Origin of the sequence: Mesorhizobium sp. M0029 (assembly GCF_040323735.1) — a bacterium.
Classification (GTDB): Bacteria; Pseudomonadota; Alphaproteobacteria; order Rhizobiales; family Rhizobiaceae; genus Mesorhizobium.
Genome location: NZ_JAMYVF010000015.1, coordinates 33,607 through 56,552 on the forward strand (window position 1 = coordinate 33,607; position 22,946 = coordinate 56,552).

Here is a 22,946-nt window from a genome sequence, read left to right on the forward strand (position 1 = left end):
AGGTAAACTGGAATGAAACTGTTCGTGAGATGACCGAAGCGCGATCCCAGCCGTTGCCGGCCGATGGTGTTGCCGCGCTCGACCGCGCGATCGCCATTCTCGACGCGTTCGCGACCGCCGACCGCTCGCTCAGCCTGGCCGAGATCGCGGCGCGCACCGGGCTCTACAAAAGCACCATTTTGAGGCTAGCGAACTCATTGCTGCGTGGGCAGTTGCTGGAGCGGCTCGACGATGGCCGCTACCGCATCGGACCCGCCACCTTCCGGCTTGGCGCGCTTTACCAGCGCTCGGTCGTGGCGGTCGACATCTTGCTGCCGATCATGCGCGATCTTGCCGAACGCAGCTGGGAAAGCGTGGCGTTCTATGTCCGCTCGGGCGACGCCCGCACCTGTCTCTACCGCGTCGAATCCAAGCACCCGATCCGCTACACGATCCGGGAAGGCGACCTGCTGCCGTTGCTCACCGGCTCTGGCGGCCGCGTGCTGGCAGCGTTTTCAGGCCAGCCGGGCGAACCATACGAGACCATCCGCAACGCCTGCCACTATCTGTCGATCGGCGACCGCGACCCTGAGACGGCGGGCGTCTCGGTGCCGGTGTTCGGACCGGGCCGCGTTCTGCTCGGCGCCTTGACGCTCGCCGGCCCGTCGACACGCGTCGACACGGCGTTCCTGCGCCGCATGACACCGGACCTGCTGGAGGCCGCCGCTCGCGCCACCCGCGCCTTCGGCGAGGATGCCTCGATGCTGGAGCAGGCAGCGCGCCTAGCCGGCGCTGAAACCGTGATCGGCCTCAGTTCGCCTTGACCAGCACCACACGGCGGTTCTTGGCGCGGCCGGTTTCGCCGTCATTGCTGGCGACGGGCGCCATCATGCCGGCGCCGGCGGCGGTCAGCCGGCCGCCATCGATGCCGTATTTCGAGACCAGCGCCGCCTTCACCGACTGCGCCCGCCGCGACGACAGATCGATATTGTAGTCGAAGGCGCCCTGGTTGTCGGTATGACCGACGACGATCACCGCCATACCGGGCTCGTTGGTCAGAAGCGTCGAGATCTCCTTCAGCGTCGGTTCCGATTCCGGCTTGATGTCGGCCTTGTCGGTGTCGAAGAAGATGCCGTAGAGCGAGATGGAGCCGGTGGCCGACAGCGAATCCGCCATCTTGGCCGCTTCGACCACCACCATCTTCTTGTCGCGCGCCTTGGGCTCCAGCACCTGAACGACGGCGATGGTGCGGCCGTTGAGTTCCTTGCAGTAGAGGTCGTCGATCAGCGAATAGGCCTGAACAGTGACATAGGCGTCGCCGCCATCCTGCGGCACCTTGGCAGCGAAGAAGCGCTGGTCGTTGATACCGGTGGTTACCGCACAGGCGCCATTGGAAAAGGCCGCGTCCTTGACGTCGCTTTCATGGAAGAAATACATCATCAGGCTCATGTCGCCGCCGCCACCGCTCGACGACCGGTCGGCGGCGCCGCCGCACTCTTCCTTCTTGCATTCGAACAGGACTTCGCCGCCGGCGGCCGCGATCACATCCTGGTAGTTGCGCAGCACTTCGAGCGGGGAGCGCTCGGCCGGCAGCACATAGGCGATGCGGGTCAGCGCGCCTTCGACCTCAGCCTTCTTGTCCGGCGCGAACACACGGTTGTTCATCGTGTCACGGGCATCCGGATCGGCGCTCGGCTTCAGCGGCGACAGCGGCACTGTAAAATCGGTATAGGCGAATTTTTCGTAGGAGACGATGAACGACCCCTCGTAGCGCTTGGCCAGATGATTGTCGGCACCGCCCTCGATGTCGGCGGTCGGCACCGTCGCATCGGCGCCCGCCAGTTGCACGGCCGCCAGGAGCAGCAGCCCCGCCCAGAAAAGCTTCAGAAATATCGCATTGATCGCACGCATGGTCGGCTCCCCCAAAGAGCAATTCCAGGAAAAGTGTGAGCGGTTTTCCCACAGGAATTGCGTAGCTAGATTAGAATAGCCAACCCTGGCAGAACGTGGAAATTGCGTCGATGAAGCGCTTCACACCCGCCGTTCGAGCAGGATCGTCAGCCCGTCGTGATAGGTGGTTTCCAGGACCTTGGTGTAGCCGCACTTTGCCGCAACGTTCAACGAGCCGGTGTTTTCCGGATCGATGATGCAGACGGTTCTCGCGCCGGCAAAGGTTTCGTCGCCCCAGGCCAGGGCCCTTCTGACGACTTCGCTGGCAAGACCCTTGCCATGCGCTTGCGGCGCCAGCGCCCAGCCGGCTTCCGGAATGCCCTCGAGCGACGGCTCGATGTCGCGCTTCAGGTCGTGGAATCCGGCTTCGCCGATGAAGCGACCGCTGGCCTTGTCCTCGACCGCCCAGAAGCCGTAGCCGAGCAGCGACCACAGGCCGGCATGCCGCAGGAACCGCATCCAGCTTTCCTCCCGCGTCCGCGGCTTGCCGCCTATGAAACGGGTGGTGACGGGGTCGGCCCACATGACGGCATAGTCGTCGAAATCTTCGATCCGGTGCGCCCGCATGATGGTCCGTTCCGTTTCGAGAACCGGGACGCCGGCTGTTTTTGGACTGCCCATGAAACTCTGCCTCCGTTGACGGTCAGCGCTTAGCAAACCAGCGCGCCCGGACAAGGGCCAAGCCGGATCATCATTCAGCCAGGGAAGCTTCCGAACGGCCTGGCGCGACCAGACGGTCGAAGCGAACAGCGTCGGCTTACTTTCAGCCGTGCCAGACCATCTTCATGTAGAGCCCACCGCGCCGCAATTCGTCCAGCATCTGGTCGAGCCGCTTCTGCCTGGTGTCGCTGCGTTTGGCGCGGGCGACCCAGCCGAGATAATCGTTCTTCTGGTAGTCCGGCCGCGCCTCGTAGGCCGCTGTCAGTCCTTTTTCGGTCAGGGCGATGCGGATGTCGTCCGGCATCGGGTTCAGGGCGCGCTTCAGTCCGGTCATTTCAGAAAACCCCAGCTGTCAGGATGGCGACGCCGATGGTCCAACCCAGGTCCGCCTCTGGGAATTCTGCCGAACGATGCTACCTTTCGCAACCGGTCCGGCAAGGGCCGGTCTCGATACCGCCAATGGGAGGAGAACGCCATGGACACCACCGATCTCGTGCTTGCCATTTTCCATCATCTGCTGGTGTTGTCGCTGGCCGGCATCATCGGCGCCGAATTTGTCCTGATCCGCGGCGACCTCTCCGCCGCCACGCTCAAGCGGCTTGCCGGCATCGACCGCCATTATGGCATCATCGCCATGCTGATCATCATCATCGGCATCTGCCGCGTCATCTACGGCCTGAAGGGCTGGGAATTCTACGTCTACAACTGGGTGTTCTGGGCCAAGATGGCGGCATTCGGCATCGTTGGCCTGCTGTCGATCATCCCGACCATCCGCTTCATCTCCTGGAAGCGGCAAGCCAGTGCAAATCCCGGCTTTCAGGTGCCGGTGGCGGAACTCGCCTCGGTGAAGACCTATGTGCGCGCCGAAGCCTTCATCTTCCTGCTGATCCCGATCTTCGCGGCGGCGATGGCGCGCGGCTACGGTTATTGAAGCAACGCCAACACCAAACCCATCTCCGCCGGGCATACTCCGCACTGATCGCCATGGTTGCGCACGGCTGTATTTTGCAGTTTGCGTCAGGCGACAATCTGTTAGCTTGCCTTTGTTGCACCGTCGCTGCCTGACCTGCACAGCGATCGGAGATTGATATCCTGGGAGGAGAATTACGATGAGGAAAATTGTAGCCGCCCTGGCCGCCGCCGCGGCCGTCTCGCTTTATTCGTTCGCCGCCAGCGCACAGACCTATCCCGAGCGCACCATCACCGTCGTCGTGCCGTTTGCGGCCGGCGGTCCGACCGACACGGTTACGCGGCTCGTCGCCGAAGCCATGTCGAAGGATCTTGGCCAGCAGATCATCGTCGAAAATGTCGGCGGCGCCGGCGGCACGCTGGGCGCCGGCCGCGTCGCCAACGCCGACCCGGATGGCTACACGCTGCTCCTCCATCACATCGGCATGGCGACCAGCGCGACCCTCTACAGAAAACTCGCCTATGACACGCTGAACGCCTTCGAGTATGTCGGCCTCGTCACCGAGGTGCCGATGGCGATCGTCGCCCGCAAGGACCTGGAGCCGGCCGACCTGAAAGGGCTGGTCGAATACGCCAAGACCAACAAGGACACCATCACTGTAGCCAATGCCGGCATCGGCGCTGCCTCGCATCTGTGCGGCATGCTATTCATGAGCGCCATCGGCACGCCGCTGGTCACCGTACCCTACAAGGGCACCGGCCCGGCCATGACCGACCTTCTCGGCGGCCAGGTCGACATTATGTGCGACCAGACCACCAACACCACCAAGCAGATCCAGGGCGGCACGATCAAGGCCTATGCCGTCACCACGCCGGAACGCCTCGACGTGCTGAAGGACGTGCCGACGACCATCGAAGCCGGCCTGCCCGCGGTGCAGGTCAGCATCTGGCACGGCCTCTATGCGCCGAAGGGCACGCCGGCCGAGATCACCGGCCGACTGTCGAAATCGCTCCAGGTCGCGCTGAAGGACCCCAACGTCATCGCCCGCTTTGCCGAACTGGGCACCAAGCCGTCGTCCGAGTCCGACGCGACGCCGGCAGCGCTGAAGGCCAAGCTGGAAGGCGAGATCACGCGTTGGAAGCCGATCATCGAAGCCGCCGGCCAATACGCCGACTGAGGCTTGAACGGGGCGCTGCCGGCGCCCCGTTTTCGCTTCGACGTCCGTTTCACATTTGCAACGGCAGCCGTCGCAAGGGTCAGGGAGGACCGCCATGAAACCTTTCGCCATCGACAGGACAAACGGCCTGTGCGCCGCGCTGTTCATCTTTTTCGGCGCCTTTTTCGCGATACAATCGCTCGGCCTCGAAATCGGCACCGCCTTCCGCATGGGACCGGGCTATTTCCCGCTGGTGCTGGCGATCGTGCTGATCGTGCTTGGCGCCATCATCCTCGTCCAGGCGGTGCGCGTCGAGGGCGAGCCGATCGGCCCCATTGCGTGGCGCGGCATGCTGTTCATCCTGCCGGCGCCGATCTTTTTCGGCATGACCGTGCGCGGCCTCGGCTTCGTCCCGTCGATCTTCCTGACGGCGCTGATCGCCTCTTTTGCCAGCGCCCGCATGAAGCCGCTGACGGCACTTCTGCTGTCGGCCGGCCTGACGCTGTTTTCGGTGCTGGTCTTCAGCTACGCGCTCGGGCTGCCATTCCAGCGCTTCGGCCCCTGGTTGCCCCAATGGCTGGCATTGTGAGGCGCTGAGATGGACCTCCTCAGGAACCTCGAACTCGGCTTTTCGACGGCCACCACGCCGGCCAATCTGGGTTTTTGCCTCATCGGCGTTCTGCTCGGCACGCTGATCGGCGTCCTGCCCGGCATCGGCGCCACCGCAACCATCGCCATGCTGCTGCCGATCACCTTCCAGATCGGCGACCCGGTCTCGTCCCTCATCATGCTGGCCGGCATCTACTACGGCGCCCAGTATGGCGGTTCGACCACCGCCATTCTCATCAACATGCCCGGCGAATCCTCCTCGGCCGTGACCGCCATCGACGGCTACCAGATGGCCAGGAACGGTCGCGCCGGGGCGGCTCTGGCGATCGCCGCGATCGGCTCGTTCTTCGCCGGCACGGTGTCGACCTTTCTCGTCGCCGTCTTTGCCCCGCCGCTGACGGCAATAGCCCTGCAATTCGGCGCGGCCGAATATTTTTCGCTGATGATCGTCGGCCTCGTCTCGTCCATCGCGCTCGCCCACGGCTCGATCGTCAAGGCGCTGGCGATGGTCGTGCTCGGCCTGCTGCTCGGCATTGTCGGCACCGACATCTACACCGGCACGCCGCGCTTCACGCTCGGCATCCGCGAATATGCCGACGGGCTGAACTTCGTCGCGGTGGCGGTCGGCGTCTTCGGCGTTGCCGAGATCCTGCGCAATCTCGAAAACGAGCACGAGCGCTCGGTGATGATCAAAAAGGTCTCCGGCCTGATGCCGACCCGCGACGACTTCAAGGCGATGGCCGCGCCCATCGTGCGCGGCACGATCATCGGTTCGGCGCTCGGCATCCTGCCCGGCGGCGGCGCGGTGCTTGCGGCCTTTGCCTCCTACACGGTCGAAAAGCGCGTGTCGAAACACCCGGAGGAGTTCGGCAAGGGCGCCATTGCCGGCGTCGCCGGACCGGAATCGGCCAACAATGCCGGCGCCCAGACCTCCTTCATTCCGATGCTGACGCTGGGCATTCCGGCCAATCCGGTCATGGCGCTGATGATCGGCGCCATGATCATCCAGGGCATCGTGCCCGGCCCCAATGTCGCGATCGAGCAGCCGGCGCTGTTCTGGGGCATCATCGCCTCGATGTGGATCGGCAATCTGATGCTGATCGTGCTGAACCTGCCGCTGATCGGGCTGTGGGTGAAGCTGCTGACGATCCCCTATTATGTGCTCTTCCCGATCATCATGGCGTTCTGCTCGATCGGCGTTTACAGCGTCAACACCAACGCCTTCGATCTCTACGCGGTGGCATTCTTCGGCCTGCTCGGCTACATCCTGACCAAGCTGCGCTGCGAACCCGCCCCCCTGCTGCTCGGCTTCGTGCTCGGCCCGCTGCTCGAGGAAAACCTGCGCCGCGCCATGATCCTGTCGCGCGGCGACCCTTCGACCTTCGTGACGCGGCCGATCAGCGCCGGCCTGCTGCTCGTCGCACTGGCCGTGCTCGTCGTCGTCTTCCTGCCGTCGGTCAAGAAGAAGCGCGAAGAGGTGTTCGTGGAGGAAAGCTAGTTGTCGGGACGCCGGGCGCCGCGATTTCCACCAGCGGCGCCGGCACATCGGTCGTCTTCACCTCGGCCTTGCAGAGATCGGCAATGACGCAGGCCGGGCAATCGGGTTTGCGCGCCTTGCAGACATAGCGGCCATGCAGGATCAGCCAGTGATGCGCATGGCGCATATACTCATCCGGAATGATCCGCAGCAGCCCTTCCTCGACCTGCTCCGGGGTCTTGCCTGGCGCCAGGCCGAGGCGGTTGCCGATGCGGAAAATATGGGTGTCGACCGCCATCGTGTGCTGGCCGAATGCCATGTTGAGCACGACATTGGCGGTCTTGCGCCCGACCCCCGGCAGCTTGACCAACTCATCGCGCTCGCTGGGCACCTCGCCGCCGTAATCGCGTATCAGCGCCTCCGAGAGCGCCACGACATTCTTGGCCTTGTTGCGCCAGAGTCCGATGGTGCGGATGTACTCGCCGACCCTGGCTCCGCCCAGCGCCAGCATCTTTTCAGGTGTGTCGGCGACCTTGAACAACGCCCGCGTTGCCTTGTTGACGCCGGCATCGGTCGCCTGCGCCGACAGCACCACGGCCACCAGCAGCGTGAAGGCGTTGACGTGCTCGAGCTCGCCCTTCGGCTCGGGCCGCTGCACCGAAAACCGCCGGAAGATCTCATGCACCTCGGCGGCGCTGTAGAGCGAACGGAGCCGCGCCGGCCGCGGTCGCGGCTTGGCATTCGAGCCGTCGCGCCGCCCGGGCGGCAGTTCACTTTTGGATAGGGAAAGATTTTTGGACTTGGGGCTGGCCATATCCCTCCTATAATATCCTGGGATGAGCGACACAAACGCCTCGTTTCAGGCCGACGAGCCATTCTTCCAGGCGCTGCTGACACCGCACCGCTCGCTGGGCCGCACCGGCTTTGCCGTGCTGATGGGCGCGCTGCTGTTCGGCTGGGTGGTGACCGGGGCGTTTTTCCTGTCGCGCGGCGCTTGGCCGGTGTTCGGCTTCTTCGGCCTCGACGTCATCGCCGTCTACATCGCCTTCCGCGCCAACTATCGTGCCGCCCGTGCCCGCGAGGAAGTGTCGGTGTCGCGCACCAGCCTCGACATCCGCAAGACGGCGCCCTCGGGAAAGTCGGAAGCGCATCGCTTCAACCCGTTCTGGGCACGCTTTTCCGTCGCTCGCCATGCCGAGATCGGCATCACCAGGATGACGGTGGAAGCACAAGGACAGAATGTGCCGATCGGGTCATTCCTGGACCCTGACTCCCGCGAGAGTTTTGCCACTGCATTTTCACGTGCTCTGACAAAAGCCAGGACGCGTTAGAGCCGGCGCGTCAGAACCGGTAGCGTAAAATCCTGCCGACCTTGCGCAATGCGGGAATGTGTCTCCAGAGCCCGATGAACAGTTTTGCGGACCAGCTCATATGCGCTGTGCGTTCCGCGCTGTAGGCCGAGATATCGTCGACAAAGCGCAGCTTCGGAACGGCACGCTCCAGTACCTGCGGGTCGTCGATCGCCCAGTGAACCTCGGCGCCCGTCGCCCTGATGGTCGGATTGAGGCGCAGCATCTTCAGGCCGAAGTGGCTGTAGGCGTCGAACATCAGCTCGCCGCCGGCAAGATGCGCGACAAGGCGTGACAGCAGCCGTGGCCCCTCCTCTACCGGGAGATAAGGCGTCAACCCCTCCATCACCACGACGGCCGGACGATTGCGCGGCACTTCTGCCAGCCAGTCTGGGTCGGTTACCGAAGAGCCGACGAGGTGGTAGTGGTCCCGGGACGGGTAAAGCTTGCGCCGGAGCGCGATGACATCCGGAAAATCGACATCGAACCACTCCACGCCTTCGGGTGGATCGACACGGAAAATGCGCGTATCGAGCCCGCAGCCGAGATGCAGCACGATGGCGCCGGGATTTCTGGCGATGAAGTCTTGAACTCGCACGTCGTAGGTCTTGGCTCGAATCGCCAATCCGATGCCGAGATTGGTGTCCACCTTGAGGTGCGAGAAATCATAGTCGATCTTGCGCACGGCCTCGTCGGCGAAGCGATCCCCGAGCAGCGAATGCGGCAGCCGGCTTTCCAGCGCCTTGCCATAAAGCGTCATCAGCAAGGTCTCCCTTGCTCCGCTCAGATTCACCCTTTCGCCGGCCATCGGCATCTCCCGGGGCGCAATCCAGTATTTATCTGGGAACAGGCGGCAACAAGGCAAGTTTCGGGTGGTTGCAAGGGGCGGAAAGACCGATATTCGCGGTCAAGGAGATATTGCCATGAACGCCCAGATGACCATGAATACGCAGATGAAACCGACAGCGATCCTGCAGCACGACATCACCCCCGAGGGCAGCGACTACGAGGTCGTGCGCCGCGCCATCGAGAAGATCAGCCTCGACTATCGCGACCAGCCCTCGCTGGAAGCCCTGGCAGCCGATGTCGGCGAGACACCCACGGGCCTGCAAAAACTGTTCACCCGCTGGGCCGGCCTGTCGCCAAAAGCCTTCCTGCAGGCGGTCACCCTCGACCATGCCCGCAAACTGCTCGATTCCGGCATGCCGCTCCTCGAAACATCGTTCGAACTCGGCATGTCCGGCCCCGGCCGGCTGCACGATTTGTTCGTCACCCACGAGGCGATGTCGCCGGGCGACTACAAGACGCGCGGCGCCGGCCTGACCATCCGCTACGGCTACCACATCTCGCCCTTCGGCATCGCCCTGATCATGGTCACCGACCGTGGCCTTGCGGGGCTCGCCTTCAACGATCCGGGCGGCGAGCGGGCGGCTTTCGCCGACATGTCGGGCCGCTGGCCGAACGCCACCTATGTCGAGGACATGAGCGCCACCCAGCCCTATGCGGCGCGCATCTTCGATCCGACATTGTGGCGCGCCGACCAGCCGCTGCGCGTGGTGATGATCGGCTCCGACTTCCAGCTGCGCGTCTGGGACGCGCTGCTCAGGATCCCGATGGGCAAGGCCTGCACTTATTCTTCGATCGCCTCCAGGATCGGCGCGCCAAACGCCAGCCGGGCGGTGGGAGCGGCGGTCGGCGCCAACCCATTGTCCTTCGTCGTCCCTTGCCATCGGGCGCTGGGCAAGTCCGGCGCACTCACCGGCTACCACTGGGGCCTGACCCGCAAACGCGCCATCCTCGGTTGGGAAGCGGGCCAGACCGCGTCCTGAAGCTGCCCGCATCAAACAACACCGGCGAAATCCCCTCGCCGGTGTTGTTCTTTTTGCGAGCTCCCGGCGCAAAACATCCGCACGCTCTGGCAAGCCGCCGGCTTACAGGTTAGCTTCCCGCGCATTCCGCAGGAGGCTTTCTTGATCATCGTTGTCGGCTCGATCAACCTCGACCTTATCGCCAATGTCGACCGCCTGCCTTCGCCGGGCGAGACGGTCCGCGGCTCCGGCTTCGCCACCGCGCCCGGCGGCAAGGGCGCCAACCAAGCGCTGGCTGCGGCGCGCGCCGGCGCCAAGGTGCGCATGGTCGGCGCCGTCGGCAAGGACAATTTCGCAACCGAAGCCCTGGCTTTGCTCGTGGCCGGCAAGGTCGATCTCTCCGGCGTCGGCCAGAGCTTCGCCTCCACCGGCACGGCGCTGATCCTCGTCGGCGCCGATGGCGAGAATGTCATCGCCGTCGTGCCGGGCGCCAATGATTCGGTGCTGCCCGGCGATCTCGCCAAGGCTTTCCTTGCGAAGGGCGACGTCGTCCTGCTGCAGCACGAGATCCCGCTGCAGACCGTCGATGCAGCGCTTGACGCCGCACGCGCCGCCGGCGCCGTCACCGTGCTCAACACCGCGCCGTTCCGTAGCGAGGCGGCAGCGTTGCTCGGCAAGGCCGATTACGCCGTCGCCAACGAAACCGAATTCGACCTTTACGGCGAGGCGCTGTCGCTGAAAGGCCGCGACCGCCCGGCGCGCATGCGCGACTTCGCCGGCAAAACCGGCCGCACCATCGTCGTCACGCTCGGCGGCGACGGCGTGCTGGCGGCGACCCCGGAGGATTTCCTGACCGTGCCGGCGCTGAAAATCACGCCGGTCGACACGGTCGGGGCCGGCGATACTTTTTGCGGTTATCTCGCTGCCGGGCTGGCGTCCAACCTGCCGCTGGAGCAGGCTCTCACCCGCGCCGCAGCCGCCGGCTCACTCGCCTGCCTGAAGCCCGGCGCCCAGCCGGCCATCCCGCTGGCCGCGGATGTGGACACCGCCCTGCGCAACAACGCCGGATGACTGCCCTGCGCCCTACAACGAAGCACGCCGTGCCCCCCGCCGGCGACATCTGCCGGATGTCCGCTGTCGACCTGGCCGAGGCGATCCGGCTGCGCCGCCTGTCCGTGCGCGAGTTGGTCGCCGCATTCCTCGACCGCATCGACGCGGTAAACCCGCTGGTCAACGCCATCGTCTCGTTGCGCGAGCGCTCCGACATCCTGCGCGAGGCCGACGCGGCGGACGCGCATCTAGCGCAAGGCGGGCCGGCCGGCTCGCTGTTCGGCCTGCCGATGGCGATAAAAGACCTCGCCATGACGAGCGGCTTGAGGACCAGTTTCGGCTCGCCGATCTTCGCCGATTTCGTGCCGCAGGAGGATGATTTCTTCGTCGAGCGCATCCGCAAGGCCGGCGCCATCATCATCGGCAAGACCAATGTTCCCGAATTCGGGCTGGGATCCAACACCTACAACAACGTGTTCGGCCCGACGCTGAACGCCTTCGATCCGGCGCTCACCGCAGGCGGGTCGAGCGGCGGCGCTGCGGTCGCCCTTGCACTCGACATGGTTCCGGTCGCCGACGGCAGCGATTTCGGCGGCTCGCTGCGCAATCCGGCGGCGTGGAACAATGTCTATGGCTTCCGCCCGTCGCAGGGCCTTGTCCCCGGAGGGCCGGACCTGGAAGTCTTTCATGCTCAGATGGGCATAGACGGGCCGATGGGCCGCAGCATCAGCGACATGGCGCTGCTGCTCGATGTGCAGGCGGGCTACCATCCGCATGCGCCCTTGTCCTGGGAAAAGCCTGGTTCATTCCTCGAAGGGCTGGCAACGCCGGCAAGCGGCGGCCGCGTCGGCTGGCTCGGTGATCTCGGCGGTCACCTGCCGGTGGAGCCTGGCATCCTCGATCTGTGCGAGGCCGCACTCGGCCGCTTCGCGGAGGCATCCTTCCTGACCGAGCCCTTGCTGCCGGATTTCGATTTCGAGGCACTGTGGCAAGCCTTCGTGACGCTGCGGCAGGCGAGCAGCGGCTCGGCGCTGAAAGTCCATTATGACGACCCGCACAAGCGCGCCCTGCTGAAGCCGGAAGCCGTCTGGGAGGTGGAGAACGCCATGCGGCTGACGGCGCCGCAGATCCGCGCGGCCTCGGTCATCCGCACCTCCTGGCACCGGACGCTGCTGTCGCTGTTCGAGCACTTCGATCTCATCGCGCTGCCGACGGCGCAGGTGTTTCCTTTCGAAGTCGGCACGCATTGGCCAAGTGAGGTCGCCGGACGGACGATGGACAGCTACCATCGCTGGATGCAGGTTTCGGCCTTCGCCACGCTCGGCGGCTGTCCGGCGCTCAACGTGCCCGTCGGCTTCGACGACAAAGGCCGCCCCTTGGGCATGCAGCTGATCGGCCGGCCGCGCGGCGACCTCGCCGTGCTCAGGGCCGGAGCGGCCTATGAGGCGACCTTGCCTTGGCAGGCTGGGGCGTCCTGACGCGAGGGGCGGCCGGTCTGCGACCGGCTTGCACCAGCCCCGCCGCCATGCATTGATTGCAGCCAGCCGCCTAAGCGCATCCTCGAGGAAATCCCCATGTCGCTGGAACTCTACGCCGCCTATGTCCTTGCCTGCATCGTCATCATCCTGGTGCCCGGTCCGACTGTGACGCTGATCATCGCCAACAGCATCCGCCATGGCTACCGCGCCGGGCTTGCCAATGTCGCCGGCACGCAGGCCGGGCTTGCCATCATGATCGCCATCGTCGGCATCGGCCTCAACACGCTGATCGCGGGCATGGGCCACTGGTTCGAATGGGTGCGTCTGATCGGCGCCGCCTATCTGATCTGGATGGGCGTGCAGATGTTCCGCGCCAAGGGCACGCTGAACGGCGACGGCACGGCGAGAAAGCCGCGTGGCGGCTTCTTCCTGCAGGGTCTGCTGGTGGCGCTCAGCAACCCCAAGACCCTGGTGTTCTTCGGCGCCTTCTTCCCGCAATTTATCGCCCCGCAGGGCAATTACACGCTACAGATCGTCGTCATGGGCCTCACCGCGATGATCTTTGCCGCCGTCTCGGATTCCACCTATGCGCTCGCCGCCAGCCGCGCCGGACGCCTGCTCTCGGCCAGCCGCATCAAGCTGATGTCCAGGATCAGCGGCAGCTTTCTGGTCGGCGGCGGCCTGTGGCTGGCGTTTTCCAAGGCGAAGTGACGACCGCCAACGGTCGTTCCCAACGGAGCCGGTACGTGAAGCCTGATTGAAAGTCAGCTTTCGCGCCACCACATGAATCCGCGTTAGGGGATTCACGTCGATGTCATGGACTTACGCTGGCATAAAAAGGAACGCGCCCGGCGTGATTCTGACCGCCGCCCTGTTCGCGGTGATGGTTCCTTCGGCTCTCTACAAATGGACGAATGATGCGAGCGCTATCCGGTCAGTCGAGCCAATCGACGCAACAGTCAAAAGCGCCCATTCGGACCACGACCGCACCCTTTATCTGGTTGCTCTCGAAACCGGTTCGTCCATTCTTGTCGATGACGATCGTCCGCATCTGATCGGTGCGCCGGCAAAGTTGGAGCGCGTCACGCGTGATAATGGCTTCGTCTTCTACCGGTTTCCAGAATGACCCGCCTTGCACAAGCACGCTTGGCTCTCGCCTTGCCAATTCTGCGAGAAAACGTCTGGGGCATCGCTTTTGCTGCCGTGCTGCTTGGCGCGTGCATTTTTGCAATCATGAGGCCTGCCGCCGGACACAGCAGCCCGATCATCAGCCTGGGACGGGCGACAGGCACGGTTGTCAGTGTTCTCGATGCCTCGCCGAACCCAAAGGGCTGGATCAACGGTGGGTTTCGTTACCTGTATGGTATCCGTCTCAGCGAAAACGACCTGATTTTCGTATACGGCCATGCGGAAACACCACGAGCCATGGGTTCGCAAGTTCCGGTCGAGCAACAGCATAGGCAGGATGGCAGCGAAACCTATCGGCTGCTCGACGAGTAAGCAGCCGATATCGCCCAGAGGCGCTAGGCCCTGGGCGAACGATCTGCGTCAAGGCAGGCTTAAAGCCGCCCCAGCCTCTCCACCAGCAGCGCAAAAAAGGCGTCATGGTCGATGTCGCGCATCACCATGGCGTTCTTCGGCCGCTTGGTCACGCCCCACCAGTCGATGACGGTCATGCCCATGGTGAGCTCGGAGGTGGTTTCCACGGTGACGTTGCAGTTGCGGCCCTTGAACAGCTCCGGCTTCAACAGATAGGCGATGACGCACGGGTCGTGCAGCGGGCCGCCATCGGTGCCGTATTTCTCCTCGTCGAAGCGCTCGAAGAACTCCAGCATCTCGGCCGTCGCGGTGCCGACCCGGGTGCCGAGCTGGCGGATGGCCTGCGTGCGCTTGGCCGTGGTCAGCGCCTTGTGGGTGACGTCGAGCGGCATCATGACGATCGGAATGCCGGATTTGAACACCAGGTCGGCGGCTTGCGGATCGACATAGATGTTGAATTCTGCGGTCGGCGTGACATTGCCGCCTTCGAAGAAACCGCCGCCCATCAGTACGATTTCCTTGATGCGCGGCGCGATCTTCGGCTCACGGATCAGCGCCAGCGCGACATTGGTGAGCGGGCCGAGCGCGCACAGCGTGATCGTGCCGGCCTCTTCCTTCATCAGCGTCTCGACGATGAAGTCGACCGCATACTGGCCCTGCAGCTTCATCTTCGGATCGGGCAGTTGCGGGCCGTTGAGGCCGGTCTTGCCATGCACTTCCTCGGCGGTGACCAGCTCGCGCGCCAACGGGCGGATGGCGCCTGCATAGACCTTGATGTCGGGCCGGCCGGCCAGTTCGCAGATTTTCCTGGCGTTCTTTTCGGTCAATTTCAGCGGCACGTTGCCGGCAACAGCAGAGATGCCGACGATCTCCAGCTCGGCGCTGCCGAGCGCCAGCAATATGGCGACGGCATCGTCCTGGCCGGGATCCGTGTCGATGATGATCTTGCGGGTCTGGGGCATTTCATTTCCTTATGCGGGGGAGTCTTTTTGGCGGGGGTGTTCGGCGGCTTGAACTTGGCCGCGGCGCGGACCATATCAAGACCATCGGGAAAAATGCCATCCGGGTTTTTCCAGTTTATGTCGCTCCAAAGAGGACAGTGTAACATGAGCCGAATGACGCCCTTCTCCAGCCCGCTTCTCCTTGGTTTCGATGCCATGGAAAAGACCCTGGAACGACTGGCGAAATCCGGTGACAGTTATCCTCCCTACAACATCGAGCGCCTCAGCGGTGCTGACGGCAAGGCCGAAAGGCTGCGCATTACGCTGGCTGTCGCGGGTTTCGCCGAAAGCGATCTCGATGTCACCACGGAGGAAAACCAGTTGGTCGTGCGCGGCCGTCAAACCGACGACACCGAGCGCGAATTCCTCCACCGCGGCATCGCCGCGCGCCAGTTCCAGCGCTGTTTCGTGCTGGCCGACGGCATGCGGGTGATCGCAGCGGAACTGAAGAACGGCCTTTTGTCGATCGATCTCGATCGGCCGGATACCGAACGGCTGGTACGGAAAATAAATATATCGGTGAAAGACTGATCTTTACCGATGGCTCTCATGCGGGATGGCCTTGAGCGGCGTCCTCGCGCCAAGGAGGCTTGAAATGACCAGAACTGACGAAACCATCACCATGACCAGCGGCGAATTCGCCCATCTCGGCGAAGGCTCGGTCGCTTATCTCCGCAAGGTCTCGAGCGACGAGCTGCTCGGGCGCTTCCCCAACCTCGGCGAAATAGCGCCTGGTATGGTCCTGTGGGCCCTGTTTGCCGCCAACGGCCAGCCGATCCTGCTTTCGGATGCGAAAGACCGGGCTTTGGCCGGCGCCATGGAAAACGACCTGACCACTGTCGCCATTCACTAAGGCGACTGCTGGCGGTTGAAATGGAGAGGGCCGCCTTCGGCGGCCCCTGGAAGACTTAATCCGAAGAACTTCAGGCGGCGTGCGAGGCCTGCGTGTCCGAAAGCAGTGCGTGGATGGCGACCGCGTCGCGCGTGCCTCTGATCTTGGCCACCGTGTCGGCGTCGCGCAAAACCCTGGCGATGCGCGACAGTGCCTTGAGGTGATCGGCGCCGGCGCCTTCCGGGGCCAGCAGCAAAAACACCAGATCAACCGGCTGGTCATCCAAGGCCTCGAAATCGACCGGCGTCTCCAGCCGGGCAAAGACGCCGGCGATGCGCTTCACCCCGGCGAGCTTGCCGTGCGGAATGGCGATGCCGTTGCCGACGCCGGTGGAGCCCAGCCGTTCGCGCTGCAGGATGGTGTCGAACACTTCGCGCTCCGGAATGCCGGAAATCGCCGCCGCTCTCTCGGACAGCAACTGCAGAAGCTGCTTTTTGGAGTTCGCCTTCAACGCCGGCAAGATCGCCGGAACGTTGAGAAGATCGCTCAGATCCATATTTGAAATCCCTTATTCGCCTGCCGTCGCCAGTCCTCGCCCCTCGCGCGGCTGGCTATTATCCCTGTGCGACCATTGCCGTCACCTGTGCGACCATTGTCGTTGTCGTCACGCCTGTGCGACTTTGGTCGTCGACGGGTCGATCCAGCCGATATTTCCGTCCGGCCGCCGATAGACGATGTTGAGGTGGTCGTTTCCGGCGTTGCGGAATACGAAAACCGGGCTGTCCTTGGTGTCGAGTTCGATAACCGCCGACGCCACCGACATGGTCTGCAGCGTCATGGTTGATTCGGCGACGATGGCCGGGGCGTAGTCCTCCGGAATGTCCTCATCGTCATCGGTCAGCGGCGCCATTACCGTATAGGCGATGTCGGTGATTTCGCCATTTCCATTGCCTGAATTGTGCGATTTCAGACGGCGTTTGTAGCGCCGCAGCCTGGTTTCGAGGCGGTCCGCGGCCGCCTCGAAGGCAAGTGTCGCATCCTGGGAATCGCCGGTTGCCTGCAGCGAAGCGCCGGAATCCAGCCTGATCATGCAATCGGCCGAGTAACGCGACCCCGATTTGATGACCGTGACGTGCCCTGAAAAACCGCGATCGAAATATTTTCCAATCGCCTCGCCGACACGATCGGTAATGCGCGTACGCAACGCATCGCCGATATCCATGTGTTTACCCGATATGCGCAATTTCATCTGAAAACTGACCTTCCTTGCTCAGGCTTCAAACTGGCCAGAGTTTATACTCGTGATCCGTGCGCACAAGCTTTGCGGCGTCAACTCGCGCCGATTTTAGATCCGAACTTTCCGGTTGATCACAATCCGCCTTCTTGGCCGTCCCGTGGCCTTCATCGTGACGGACCATCCGCATGCGGGCCGCGAGCCCGTCTCATGCGGGCGGGCTTCTAGACACTTCATTGCAGCTTGTCAATTAATGCATGTCGCCCAGAAGTGCGCTGCGGTTCTGGGACAACGACATGCATCAAAACAAAGACTTAAAGCGCGTCGTATGAATCCGTTTCAGCGCGATGCGCTTTAAGGTCGGAAAGTTGTGGAATCCAGCCATAGCAAAAGCCTTGCCGGGCAAGCAGACCTAGCGCCCCGCGCTCGCCAGAGCGCGCTTTTCACGCCGCCGCTGCACCGACGAGGGAATATTCATACCCTCCCGGTACTTGGCCACCGTGCGCCGGGCAATATCGACGCCGCTTTCCTTCAACATATCGACGATTGCGTCATCGGACAGCACATCGGCGGGCTTTTCCTCGTCGATCAGCTGCTTGATGCGGTCGCGCACCGCTTCCGAGGAATGCGCATCACCGCCGCCCGACGCCGCGATCGAAGCCGTGAAGAAATAACGCAGCTCGAACACGCCACGCGGCGTCAGCATGTATTTGTTGGCCGTCACCCGGCTGACGGTCGATTCATGCATGCCGATGGCATCGGCCACCGTGCGCAGGTTGAGCGGCCTGAGCTGGCGCACGCCATGGACGAGAAAAGCGTCCTGCTGGCGCACGATTTCCGACGCCACTTTCAGGATCGTCTTTGCCCGCTGGTCGAGACTGCGCGTCAGCCAGTTGGCATTCTGCAGGCATTCGGCCAGGAAATCCTTCTCCGCCTGATTCTTCGCATGCGGCGAGACCTGGGCGAAATAGATGTGATCGACAAGCACGCGCGGCAGCGTCTCGGCATTGAGCTCGACCGTCCAGCTACCGTCATTGGCGGCGCGGACTTCGACATCGGCGACGATGGCGTCGCTGGCGCCGCCCGAAAACGCCATGCCCGGGCGCGGGTCGAGCGCGCGGATTTCAGCCAGCATGTCGAGGAGATCCTCCTCGTCGACCCCGCAAAGCCGCTTCAGCGTCTGGAAATCGCGCCGCGCCAGGAGTTCTAGGTTGCCGATCAGCGTCTTCATCGCCGGATCGAGACGATCGCGCATGGCAAGCTGCAGCGACAGGCATTCGGCAAGGTCGCGCGCAAACAGGCCGACCGGCTCGAATGTGTGGCAGGCTGCCAGCACATTGGCCACCATCGCCTGATCGGCGCCGAGCCGTTTGGCGATCTCGGCGGGATCGGCGCGCAGATAGCCGGCCTCGTCCAGGCCGTCGGCCAGTTCGGCTGCGATCAGCCTTGCGGCCGGATCGGCAAAGGCAAGCGCGATCTGCTCGCCAACATGCTGGCGCAGCGTGATCGCCGCGGCTGCCATGTCGCCGACATCGAAGCCTTCGGAAGAACCGGACGAACTATTGCCGGTGGCCGACTTCCACTGCGCCGTCAGGTCCGGGCCGAGCCGCTCGCTGGTGCCGGGATCGTCGGGGAACAGATTTTCCAGCGAGCTGTCGAGCTTGTCGGAGATCGCTTCGGCGCTCCACGCCGTCTCGTTTTCGAACCAGTCGCCATCGGCGGCAGGCTCAGGAGCGGCATCGCCCTTCTGCACCTGGTCGCTTGCGGCGTCATCCTGGGGCTCGGCGCGCTCCAGCAGCGGATTGCGCTCGATCTCGTCGTCGATGAAGTGGTCGAGCTCGACATGGGTGAGCTGCAACAGCCTGATCGACTGCATCAGCTGCGGCGTCATCACCAGCGACTGGGATTGTCGTAGCTGTAGTTTCGCCGCCAACGCCATGGTTCGGTTTCAAACGCCCTTCTGCACCCGGAAGCCTACACATCAGAAGCTGCCGGAAAATGAATTTTTCCGACCTTCCATAGAAACTGGCCCGGCTTTTGCTTGTCAAGGCGAACGATGGCAAAAGGCCCTACCGAAGCATTATCTCACGCAAAATCGGAGAAAAAAGCCCGGCGGGGCGGCAAAAATCACGTCAGGAAACAAATTTCACGCTCAGAGCGTGAAACCTTCGCCGAGGTAGAGCCGGCGCACATCGGAGTTCGCCACCACCTCGTCGGCACGGCCATGAGTCAGCACCTGGCCGGCATGGATGATGTAGGCGCGGTCGATGAGGCCGAGCGTTTCGCGCACATTGTGGTCGGTAATCAGCACGCCGATGCCGCGCGCCGTTAGATGACGAACCAGCTGCTGGATGTCGGCGACGGCAATCGGGTCGATGCCGGCGAACGGCTCGTCGAGCAGCATGTAGGCCGGGCGCGTCGCCAAAGCGCGGGCGATCTCAAGACGCCGCCGCTCGCCACCCGACAGCGACATGGACGGCGACTTGCGCAGATGGCTGATGTGAAATTCCTCGAGCAGTTCGTCGAGATTGCGCTCGCGCACCTTGCGGTCCTTCTCAACCACTTCGAGCACGGCGCGGATGTTCTGCTCGACATTCAGGCCGCGGAAGATCGAGGCTTCCTGCGGCAAATAGCCGATGCCGAGGCGGGCGCGGCGGTACATCGGCATCGAGGTGACGTCGAAACCGTCGATCTCGATCGTGCCCTCATCGACCGGCACCAAGCCGGTGACCATGTAGAAACAGGTGGTCTTGCCGGCGCCGTTCGGCCCGAGCAGCCCGACAGCCTCGCCGGCGCGCACGCCGATGGTGACACCGCTGACCACCTTGCGGCCCTTGTAGCTCTTGGTCAGACCCTTGGCGATCAGGGTCCCCTTGAACTTCGCGGAATCGACGGTGACTGTGGCCGGTGCAGCAAGTTTACTGGCCGCCCGTCCCGGAAGGCGGGTCAGCAGCGAAGATACGCCAGTCATTCGGGCTTCGGGGCCTCGGATTTCGGCGGCGGCGTCATCGACATGATGACGCGCCCGCCGCAGCCATCGACCTGAGCCAGGCCGCTTTTCATCTGCACGGTGAGCTTGCAGCCCTTGAGGACGTTGGGTCCTTGGGACAAGACGACCTCCTTGCCCGACAGAACAAGCACCTGCGTCTTCATGTCGAACGTGGCGTTGTCGCCGGTGGCGATCTGGTCATTCGACTTGATGTAGACTTTGTTCTTGACCACCAGATGGTCGATATTGGCCGAACCGGTCATCGCCGAAGCGCCGGCGGCAGCACCTTTGGCGGCGTTGGGGTCCTTGACGTAGTAGACCTCCATGCTGCCGGCCTTGAGCAGCGTTGGCCCTTGCGTGACGGTGACGTTGCCGCTGAACAGCGCCATGCTGTCGGCTTGGCGGACCTCAAGTTTGTCGCTCTCGATCTGGATCGGCTGGTCGCCCGACAGTTTGAGCCCGGACTGGCTGCTGGCGCTGGACTGAGCCCAGGACGGCGCCATACCCAGCAACAGCAAGGCCGAAGCTGCGGCGACAAGCCGTGCCGAATTACTGGGACGCATTCGTTTCTCCGCTCTTTGCCTCTGCCGCCTTCATAGTGGCCGGATCGATGTGAACGCTTACCTTGTTCTCGAAAACGATGACCTTGCCATTGTCTTCGACCGACATTGAACCCGCGGTGATCCGCGAGCCGTTACGGCTGACATCGACCGCATCACCTGTCTTCATAGAGCCTTTGCCCATATCGAGGAAGACCGATTTGAAGATGGCAGCGACGCCGTCGGTGGTGGTGACGGTAACGTCGCTGGTCATGTCCATCGTGTTGGCGTTTCTGTTGTAGATCCCGCGCTTGGCGTCGACGGTCGCCACATTGTCGGCCGTCAGCGGCAATTTGGCATGGATGCCTTCGAGTTCGATGATGTCCTGCTTGCCGACATCCTGGATGGCGCGCAAGGCCGTCAGCGAATAGGGCAGCTTGTCCTTGGTGAAGCCGTTGAGCTTCGGATTGGCCATCACCAGCTTGCCATCCGCGAAAGCGGTGCCGTCTGCCTGTATCGAAATGTTGATCGGCGCCGCCAGATAGGAATAGACCGGAAACGCAACCGCGATCCCGGCGGCAAGCACCGGCACGGCAAACTTAAGCACGCGCACGCGGCGCGAGTGGCGCTGGGCGCGGTCGAAGGCGTCGCCGCGCGTGCCCGCTGGCGCCGTGGGCGCCAAGGCCGCATCGGCATTGGTCGGTTCGTTCGATCGCGCAAGCATGACTGACTTCTAATAAACCCTTGTCCGCCAAAACACCTGCTATAGGTGGGTTGCCGGCCCCCGCAAGCAAGCACAAGCGGAGGAAAACCGCAAAAATGTGACGGCCGCTGTTTTACAGACGGAACTCAGGCGACACAATTTCGTCACTTCATAGCAGAAACGAACGCGCCGCGTCATTTTTTCCTGAAATGCCTCCGTCGTGAAGGTCGCTTCGTCGCAGGCCCTTGAGGAAGAGGTAGCCGGGCGCGGACGCTTGCTTTAAAAGCATCGCTTCCCACCGACTGTGAGGCAGACCATGGCACTGAGAGCCGACGACCTGATCGACCGCCGCCGCTTGCGGCGCAAGCTGACCTTCTGGCGCGGCGCCGCCATTGCCGTCGTGGCCCTTGGGGTGATTGCGCTTGCAAGCTGGTTCTATGGCGGCGACCTCGGCGGTTCTTCCGTCGACCACATCGCCAAGGTCAGGATCGAAGGCACAATCACCGAGGACGAGGAACTGATCAAGCGGCTGGAAACCATCCGCACGTCCTCGCAGGTCAAGGGCGTCATCCTGGCGATCGATTCGCCCGGCGGCACCACGGTCGGCGGCGAATCGATCTACGAGGAGGTGCGCAAGCTTGCCGCCGACAAGCCGGTGGTGGCCGAGGTCGGCACGCTGGCCGCATCGGCCGGCTACATGATCGCCAGTGCCAGCGACCATATCGTTGCCCGCAAGACGTCGATCGTCGGCTCGATCGGTGTGCTCATCCAGTATCCCGATGTCAGCGGTCTGATGGACAAGGTCGGCATCAAGCTCGAGGAAGTGAAATCTTCGCCGCTGAAGGCATCGCCCTCGCCCTTCAAGCCGACCAATGAAGACGAGCGAGCCATGGTCCGCAAGCTCATCCTCGACAGCTATGACTGGTTCGTCGGCATCGTCGCCGAGCGCCGCAAAATGACCCGCGATCAGGCACTGGCCCTTGCCGACGGCTCGATCTTCACCGGCCGCCAAGGCCTTGCCAACGGTCTGATCGACGCTGTCGGCGGCGAGAGCGTGGCGATCGACTGGCTGGCGACCAAGGGTGTCGACGCCAAGCTCAAGGTGGTGGAATGGAAGGACACCGAGCGGCGTGGCGGCTTCCTGTTCTCGAAAGCAATAGCGCGCAGCGTCGGCAGCGCGCTCGGCCTGTCGGAGGCCGGCAGCGACGTGCTTCACGAAATTGGCGCGGATCGCTTGTTTCTTGACGGTCTCGTTTCCGTCTGGCACCCTTGATCTGCCGGTTGGGGCGAGTAAAAAAGCAAATAAAATCATCCTGATAATTTGACCGCAGCGCTTTCACGGGGACCTTTCTGATGATCAAATCCGAGCTTGTGCAGATCATTGCCACGCGCAACCCGCATCTTTTCCTGCGCGACGTCGAAAACATCGTGGGAGCGATCTTCGACGAGATCACCGATGCCCTGGCGGAAGGCAATCGGGTCGAGTTGCGTGGCTTCGGCGCTTTTTCGGTGAAGAATCGCCCTGCCCGCACCGGCCGCAACCCGCGCACCGGCGAATCCGTCGAGGTCGAGGAGAAGTGGGTGCCGTTCTTCAAGACCGGAAAGGAATTGCGTGAAAGGCTGAATGGCGGCAAGTAGGCGCGGACCACGCGCCGACCTTATCAAGGCCTGCCTTCTCCAGGG

At 63.3% G+C, this 22,946-nt stretch carries 28 protein-coding genes; 16 read left to right on the forward strand and 12 right to left on the reverse strand.

Annotated features, from left to right (window positions below; all coding sequences use genetic code 11):
* The first annotated feature begins 29 nt into the window (after positions 1–29).
* Positions 30–803, forward strand: a complete 774-nt coding sequence (locus NKJ76_RS22795; RefSeq protein ID WP_023686553.1) for an IclR family transcriptional regulator — start codon at positions 30–32, stop codon at positions 801–803.
* On the opposite strand, the gene NKJ76_RS22800 is transcribed toward NKJ76_RS22795, so the two are convergent.
* The 3 genes from NKJ76_RS22800 to NKJ76_RS22810 form a co-directional block, all read right to left on the reverse strand.
* The gene (locus NKJ76_RS22800) at positions 790–1,890 is read right to left on the reverse strand and encodes an OmpA family protein (RefSeq protein ID WP_023735111.1); all 1,101 of its coding nucleotides are present in this window, start codon (positions 1,888–1,890) and stop codon (positions 790–792) included. The two genes, NKJ76_RS22795 and NKJ76_RS22800, sit on opposite strands and share 14 nt — an antisense overlap.
* Positions 1,891–2,010: 120 nt before the next feature.
* Positions 2,011–2,550, reverse strand: coding sequence for a GNAT family N-acetyltransferase (locus NKJ76_RS22805; protein ID WP_023686555.1), 540 nt, complete (start codon positions 2,548–2,550; stop codon positions 2,011–2,013).
* A 142-nt stretch (positions 2,551–2,692) separates the two neighbouring features.
* On the reverse strand, positions 2,693–2,923 hold the full coding sequence (locus NKJ76_RS22810) for a YdeI/OmpD-associated family protein (protein ID WP_023683083.1): 231 nt from the start codon (positions 2,921–2,923) through the stop codon (positions 2,693–2,695).
* 141 nt (positions 2,924–3,064) lie between these two features.
* Here NKJ76_RS22810 and NKJ76_RS22815 point away from each other — a divergent pair, with 141 nt between their 5' ends.
* The 4 genes from NKJ76_RS22815 (at position 3,065) to NKJ76_RS22830 (ending at position 6,762) form a co-directional block, all read left to right on the forward strand.
* Positions 3,065–3,520, forward strand: coding sequence for a DUF2214 family protein (locus NKJ76_RS22815; RefSeq protein WP_023704193.1), 456 nt, complete (start codon positions 3,065–3,067; stop codon positions 3,518–3,520).
* Between the two features lie 178 nt (positions 3,521–3,698).
* A complete protein-coding gene (locus NKJ76_RS22820; protein WP_023704194.1) occupies positions 3,699–4,676 on the forward strand; it encodes a tripartite tricarboxylate transporter substrate-binding protein in 978 nt (325 codons plus the stop codon).
* Between the two features lie 94 nt (positions 4,677–4,770).
* A complete protein-coding gene (locus tag NKJ76_RS22825) occupies positions 4,771–5,244 on the forward strand; it encodes a tripartite tricarboxylate transporter TctB family protein (RefSeq protein WP_023686558.1) in 474 nt (157 codons plus the stop codon).
* Between the two features lie 9 nt (positions 5,245–5,253).
* Positions 5,254–6,762 carry a tripartite tricarboxylate transporter permease gene (locus NKJ76_RS22830; protein WP_023683079.1) on the forward strand — a complete coding sequence of 503 codons (1,509 nt, stop codon included), beginning with the start codon at positions 5,254–5,256 and terminating at the stop codon, positions 6,760–6,762.
* On the opposite strand, the gene nth is transcribed toward NKJ76_RS22830, so the two are convergent.
* Positions 6,722–7,555 (reverse strand): endonuclease III, encoded by an 834-nt coding sequence (gene nth / locus NKJ76_RS22835; RefSeq protein WP_023707573.1) that lies wholly within the window; start codon positions 7,553–7,555, stop codon positions 6,722–6,724. The genes NKJ76_RS22830 and nth overlap by 41 nt on opposite strands.
* A gap of 22 nt (positions 7,556–7,577) precedes the next feature.
* On the opposite strand from nth, the gene NKJ76_RS22840 reads away from it, so the two are divergent.
* Positions 7,578–8,072, forward strand: coding sequence for a DUF2244 domain-containing protein (locus NKJ76_RS22840; RefSeq protein WP_023669732.1), 495 nt, complete (start codon positions 7,578–7,580; stop codon positions 8,070–8,072).
* A 10-nt stretch (positions 8,073–8,082) separates the two neighbouring features.
* Here NKJ76_RS22840 and NKJ76_RS22845 read toward each other — a convergent pair whose 3' ends face one another.
* Positions 8,083–8,898 carry a class I SAM-dependent methyltransferase gene (locus tag NKJ76_RS22845; protein WP_352499025.1) on the reverse strand — a complete coding sequence of 272 codons (816 nt, stop codon included), beginning with the start codon at positions 8,896–8,898 and terminating at the stop codon, positions 8,083–8,085.
* Between the two features lie 115 nt (positions 8,899–9,013).
* Here NKJ76_RS22845 and NKJ76_RS22850 point away from each other — a divergent pair, with 115 nt between their 5' ends.
* The 6 genes from NKJ76_RS22850 (at position 9,014) to NKJ76_RS22875 (ending at position 13,926) form a co-directional block, all read left to right on the forward strand.
* Entirely contained in the window at positions 9,014–9,919 is a 906-nt protein-coding gene (locus tag NKJ76_RS22850; RefSeq protein WP_023669734.1) for a methylated-DNA--[protein]-cysteine S-methyltransferase, read from the forward strand.
* A 141-nt stretch (positions 9,920–10,060) separates the two neighbouring features.
* A complete protein-coding gene (locus NKJ76_RS22855; protein ID WP_023726465.1) occupies positions 10,061–10,969 on the forward strand; it encodes a ribokinase in 909 nt (302 codons plus the stop codon).
* Positions 10,966–12,426 carry an amidase gene (locus NKJ76_RS22860; protein WP_031251330.1) on the forward strand — a complete coding sequence of 487 codons (1,461 nt, stop codon included), beginning with the start codon at positions 10,966–10,968 and terminating at the stop codon, positions 12,424–12,426. Before NKJ76_RS22855 ends, NKJ76_RS22860 begins: the two co-directional genes overlap by 4 nt.
* A gap of 96 nt (positions 12,427–12,522) precedes the next feature.
* A complete protein-coding gene (locus NKJ76_RS22865; RefSeq protein ID WP_023683073.1) occupies positions 12,523–13,137 on the forward strand; it encodes a LysE family translocator in 615 nt (204 codons plus the stop codon).
* A 100-nt stretch (positions 13,138–13,237) separates the two neighbouring features.
* Positions 13,238–13,552, forward strand: coding sequence for a hypothetical protein (locus tag NKJ76_RS22870; RefSeq protein ID WP_023714116.1), 315 nt, complete (start codon positions 13,238–13,240; stop codon positions 13,550–13,552).
* Positions 13,549–13,926 (forward strand): hypothetical protein, encoded by a 378-nt coding sequence (locus NKJ76_RS22875; RefSeq protein ID WP_023691959.1) that lies wholly within the window; start codon positions 13,549–13,551, stop codon positions 13,924–13,926. Before NKJ76_RS22870 ends, NKJ76_RS22875 begins: the two co-directional genes overlap by 4 nt.
* A gap of 59 nt (positions 13,927–13,985) precedes the next feature.
* Here NKJ76_RS22875 and NKJ76_RS22880 read toward each other — a convergent pair whose 3' ends face one another.
* Positions 13,986–14,927, reverse strand: a complete 942-nt coding sequence (locus NKJ76_RS22880; RefSeq protein ID WP_023691960.1) for a nucleoside hydrolase — start codon at positions 14,925–14,927, stop codon at positions 13,986–13,988.
* A 144-nt stretch (positions 14,928–15,071) separates the two neighbouring features.
* Between NKJ76_RS22880 and NKJ76_RS22885 the strand changes: the two genes are divergently transcribed.
* Both NKJ76_RS22885 and NKJ76_RS22890 read left to right on the forward strand, forming a co-directional pair.
* On the forward strand, positions 15,072–15,497 hold the full coding sequence (locus NKJ76_RS22885; RefSeq protein WP_023669741.1) for an Hsp20 family protein: 426 nt from the start codon (positions 15,072–15,074) through the stop codon (positions 15,495–15,497).
* A 64-nt stretch (positions 15,498–15,561) separates the two neighbouring features.
* Entirely contained in the window at positions 15,562–15,819 is a 258-nt protein-coding gene (locus NKJ76_RS22890; RefSeq protein ID WP_023683072.1) for a BQ00720 family protein, read from the forward strand.
* A 70-nt stretch (positions 15,820–15,889) separates the two neighbouring features.
* Here NKJ76_RS22890 and ptsN read toward each other — a convergent pair whose 3' ends face one another.
* The 6 genes from ptsN to lptC all read right to left on the reverse strand — a co-directional run bounded on the left by ptsN (position 15,890) and on the right by lptC (position 21,284).
* Entirely contained in the window at positions 15,890–16,354 is a 465-nt protein-coding gene (ptsN, locus tag NKJ76_RS22895; protein ID WP_023669743.1) for a PTS IIA-like nitrogen regulatory protein PtsN, read from the reverse strand.
* Between the two features lie 108 nt (positions 16,355–16,462).
* The gene (gene hpf, locus NKJ76_RS22900) at positions 16,463–17,047 is read right to left on the reverse strand and encodes a ribosome hibernation-promoting factor, HPF/YfiA family (RefSeq protein WP_352538412.1); all 585 of its coding nucleotides are present in this window, start codon (positions 17,045–17,047) and stop codon (positions 16,463–16,465) included.
* 397 nt (positions 17,048–17,444) lie between these two features.
* The gene (gene rpoN, locus NKJ76_RS22905; RefSeq protein WP_023683070.1) at positions 17,445–18,971 is read right to left on the reverse strand and encodes an RNA polymerase factor sigma-54; all 1,527 of its coding nucleotides are present in this window, start codon (positions 18,969–18,971) and stop codon (positions 17,445–17,447) included.
* A gap of 213 nt (positions 18,972–19,184) precedes the next feature.
* A complete protein-coding gene (lptB, locus tag NKJ76_RS22910) occupies positions 19,185–20,003 on the reverse strand; it encodes an LPS export ABC transporter ATP-binding protein (protein WP_023831686.1) in 819 nt (272 codons plus the stop codon).
* A complete protein-coding gene (locus NKJ76_RS22915) occupies positions 20,000–20,584 on the reverse strand; it encodes an LptA/OstA family protein (protein ID WP_023683069.1) in 585 nt (194 codons plus the stop codon). Before NKJ76_RS22915 ends, lptB begins: the two co-directional genes overlap by 4 nt.
* Positions 20,571–21,284 (reverse strand): LPS export ABC transporter periplasmic protein LptC, encoded by a 714-nt coding sequence (gene lptC, locus NKJ76_RS22920; RefSeq protein WP_023669748.1) that lies wholly within the window; start codon positions 21,282–21,284, stop codon positions 20,571–20,573. The genes NKJ76_RS22915 and lptC overlap by 14 nt, the downstream gene beginning before the upstream one ends.
* A gap of 295 nt (positions 21,285–21,579) precedes the next feature.
* Between lptC and sppA the strand changes: the two genes are divergently transcribed.
* Positions 21,580–22,536, forward strand: coding sequence for a signal peptide peptidase SppA (gene sppA, locus NKJ76_RS22925; RefSeq protein WP_023820573.1), 957 nt, complete (start codon positions 21,580–21,582; stop codon positions 22,534–22,536).
* Between the two features lie 80 nt (positions 22,537–22,616).
* A complete protein-coding gene (locus NKJ76_RS22930) occupies positions 22,617–22,901 on the forward strand; it encodes an integration host factor subunit beta (protein ID WP_006200394.1) in 285 nt (94 codons plus the stop codon).
* The last annotated feature ends 45 nt before the right edge of the window (positions 22,902–22,946 follow it).